A 4,037-nucleotide genomic window follows, 5' to 3' on the forward strand; every position below is an offset into this window, starting at 1 on the left:
TAAAGAAGGAACGACAATGAAAATTAAATTTTTAACGGTCTCATTGATGTTTATTTTGCCATTTTCTGTTTTTGCAGCAAATGGACAAGTCGAAAAAGCGGTCATTGAATCAAATAATGCGTATAAAACCAAATATAATTTAGATGATATGACTGAGTTTAATTATGCGCAAAAAGGCTTTATTGCCAAGCCAACAGGTCAAATTAAAAGTGAAAAAGGCAATGTGATCTGGGATTTTGATGCGTTTAATTTTTTAAATGATCCAGCACCAAATACTGTTAATCCTGCGCTATGGCGACAAGCAAAGCTAAACAACAATGTTGGTCTATTTAAAGTGACAGATCGAGTTTGGCAAATTCGTGGTTTTGATTTGGCAAATATGACCATTATTCAGGGTGATACTGGTTGGATTATTGTGGATACATTAACCTCTAAAGAAACGGCTGAAGCAGCACTTAAATTTGCTAGGCAGCATTTAGGTGAGCAAAAAATTTCAGCCATTATTTTTACCCATAGCCATATCGATCATTTTGGTGGTGCATTAGGCGTTCTTTCTAGCGAAGAAATTAACGCTAGAAAAATCCCAATTATTGCGCCACAAGGCTTTATGGAAGAAGCGACCAGTGAAAATGTGATGGCAGGTTCAGCCATGATACGTCGTGCGACTTATATGTATGGAACTTTTCTACCTAAAAATGCAGAAGGGCTGGTGGATACAGGTTTAGGTAAGGCTGTTGCTGTGGGAAAAATGGGCATCCTTGAGCCTACACAATTGATCACTCAAGCAGAACAGAAAATGAGCATTGATGGCTTGGATTTTGTGTTTTATAACGTGCCAGGTTCAGAAGCACCAGCAGAGTTAACATTCTCTATTCCATCACTGAAACTTTATAATGGCGCGGAAATTCTTTCGCATACCATGCATAATCTTTATACTCTCCGCGGTGCTAAAGTCCGTGATGCCTTAAAATGGGTGGGCTATTTAGACCAAGCAATGCAACATGCCAAAGCATCCGATGTATTGATTGCACAGCATCATTGGCCGGTATGGGGCAATGACAATATTCAAGATTTTATTAAAACCCAGCGAGATGTTTATAAGTTCACGCATGATCAGACGGTGAGATATATGAACTCTGGTTTTAATGGTGCTGAAATTGCCGAGAAAATTCAGCTTCCAGCCGCACTTGACCAAAAATTATATGCGCATGGCTATTATGGAACCCTTAAGCATAATGTAAAAGCGGTATACCAATACTATATGGGATGGTTTGATGCTCATCCTTCCAATTTAGATCCATTGCCACCTAAAGCTGTTGCAAAAAAATATATTGAGTTAGCAGGTGGGGAGAGCAATGCGTTGAAAAATGCGCAGGATGCTTATGCTCAAGCTGACTATAGATGGGCTGCCGAGATTTTAAAACATATTGTGTTGAATAATCCTCAAAACCAACAAGCAAAAGACTTATTGGCAAATACGTATCGTCAATTGGGCTATGCTGCTGAGGCTTCAACTTGGCGTAATTTCTTTTTGGTGGGCGCTCAAGAGCTACAAAATAATGTACCTATGGAAAATACATCTGATCCGAGTGATTTATTGATTCACACGCCAACTGAAAGATTTCTGGAAGCCATGGCAACAAATTTAGATGTGGAAAATTTAAAAAATGAAAATCAGTGTATCAATCTGGTTTTGTCGGATACCCAAGAGAATTTTTCATTATGGGTTGAAAACTCAGTCATGCAGTTTAAACGTCATGATGACAGTAATGGTTTGGCATCGGATTGCCCAACATTAACCGTAACCAAGCCCTTATATCTAAAAATGATTACAGGTCAAATAGAAGGGGTAAAAGTCCTACTTTCGAAAGACAGTAAAGTCAAAGGCAATCCATTGAAAATTGGAAAATTCTTTGCCATGTTTAAACGTCCAGATTCGATTTTCCCAATTGTGACTCGACCAAATGGTTAGGGGGAAATAACGAAGCTTAAATGTTTAGGCTTAATTCAATAGAGTCGAATAAAAAGGGAGAACTTATAGATTAGTTCTCTCATTTTTTATATCAGTATTTCAATAAAAGCTCTTGTTTCATCAAGCAAAAATGATGATGTGCAACGAATCATGTTGGTATTAAAAATTCCTTCTCGTTTTGAGATAAAGCTAGTATGGGTGGACGATTTTAGTATGAGGGGGATTTTATATTGCGCTATGCTTATAGCTACATTGATGTAATTAGTGACTCGTATTGGCTTGAATTGTGAATTAGCTAGGGCTCCTCTATAATTAAATTCTTGCGTGTAGAAAATAGAGAAGTATGTCATCACAATCTCAAGTCGCTTCTACTCAGGTGACAAAACGCCAAACCAAGCCAGCAGAAGTCCGAATTGATGAGCTGATGAATGCTGCACAAACGCTTTTTTTAGCAAAAGGTGTGGAAGCTACCACCATTAGCGAAATTATTGCCAGTGTGGGCGTTGCTAAAGGGACTTTTTATCATTACTTTGAATCGAAACAGCATATTGTTGAAGCCTTAAAAAAACGTTATATCGATTTTTTTATCGCGGCCTTAGACACGGCAGTTGCAACATGTGATGCTGAAGATTGGGTCAGTCAATTTAAGGTTTGGGTCTCGGCCAATATACAAACCTACCTCGAAAGTTATGCAGTGCATGATATTGTTTTTGGTGCACATCACCATGAACGTAAAAATAATGAAAAAAATATGATATTGGAACAATTGCTGCAAATCTTAAATGGAGGGCAGCAGGCGGGTATTTGGCATTTAGAACAGCCAAGATTGACTGCGTTATTGATTTATTCTGGTGTACATGGGGTTGCAGATGAAGCAATTGCCAATCAACTGCACGATAGCACAGATTTTTCTCAGCAAATTGCGCTGCAATATTTAAAAATGCTCCATCATGATGGCTAACTTTTACCATTATTTTGAATCGTATAAATCGCTTCTCGTCTGATATTCTTTTATTATCAATTTTAATTAAAACCCTAAACGATGCATTTTAAAGTCAACCATTCTCCTTAAGTTGCAGTCACTGGTGATCTTTAAAAGTGCTTTCAAGACAGTCTATAAAAAATGAAAGCTTTGGGTTTTAAGTGGGTTTTTATACATTGACCGACGGTCGGTCAATGTATAGTATAATGATTCTCATTTAAATGATCTAGGTGATGTATGAATGCATCTCGCCAGCCGATTTATCTTATTCTAGCGCTCTATATCAGTACCTTTCTGTGTTTGGTGGATTTAAGCAGTGTCAATCTTGCACTTGGAAGTATTCAAAACCAATTTAATAGTGACATGGCAGATCTACAATGGGTGATTGATAGCTATGCTTTAAGTCTATCGAGTTTAATGTTAGCGGTGGGGGCATTAAGTCAGCGCATAGGGCGTAAAAAATTATGGTTGCTGGGTGTGATCATTTTTATTGTGGGTTCATTGATTTGTGCAATGGCAAGCAATTTTAGTTTATTGATTATTGGACGAATGATTCAGGGTGTGGCTGGTGCAGTTTTAATCCCTTTGGCATTGGCGATCATGGTGCATCATTTTCATCAACCGCAAGACAAAGCACGTGAAATTGGTCGCTGGAGTTCGTTTAGTGCATTTTCATTAATTGTCGGTCCATTGATGGGTGGGTTGCTGGTACATCATTTTGGTTGGCAAAGTATTTTCTGGCTCAATCTTCCTGTTGGGGTTCTAACGATTTACTTGGGCTATTATGGTATCGAGGCGGATCAGAAATCGGTGGCTGTACCTTTTGATTATCTAGGTTTGCTCTACAGTGCTGTAGCGATCGTCACATTAACGTATAGCATTATTGCATTACAACATGTGCATTTAGCGCATTGGTTTATGCTGAGTATTTTCTTATTTATCTTGGCAAGTATGGCGTTTGTATGGCAGCAAAAACATGCCACTCATCCATTGATCCCCAATCATTTATTTAAAAATAAACGGTTTTTAGCCTATAACGCGATTTCTTTTATTTTAGGGTTTGCAGGATATAGTTCGTTATTT

The 4,037-nt window shown here is 38.0% G+C and carries 3 protein-coding genes; all 3 read left to right on the top strand.

Annotated features, from left to right (window positions below; all coding sequences use genetic code 11):
- The first annotated feature begins 16 nt into the window (after positions 1-16).
- Positions 17-1,972 (top strand): alkyl/aryl-sulfatase, encoded by a 1,956-nt coding sequence (locus tag IRT38_RS04035; protein ID WP_005146758.1) that lies wholly within the window; start codon positions 17-19, stop codon positions 1,970-1,972.
- 343 nt (positions 1,973-2,315) lie between these two features.
- Positions 2,316-2,933 carry a TetR/AcrR family transcriptional regulator gene (locus tag IRT38_RS04040; RefSeq protein WP_004822839.1) on the top strand — a complete coding sequence of 206 codons (618 nt, stop codon included), beginning with the start codon at positions 2,316-2,318 and terminating at the stop codon, positions 2,931-2,933.
- A gap of 258 nt (positions 2,934-3,191) precedes the next feature.
- A partial coding sequence (locus IRT38_RS04045) for an MFS transporter (RefSeq protein WP_031986282.1) occupies positions 3,192-4,037 on the top strand: 846 nt, incomplete at its 3' end.

Source organism: Acinetobacter sp. SK-43 (assembly GCF_015351505.1).
Classification (GTDB): Bacteria; Pseudomonadota; Gammaproteobacteria; order Pseudomonadales; family Moraxellaceae; genus Acinetobacter; species Acinetobacter junii.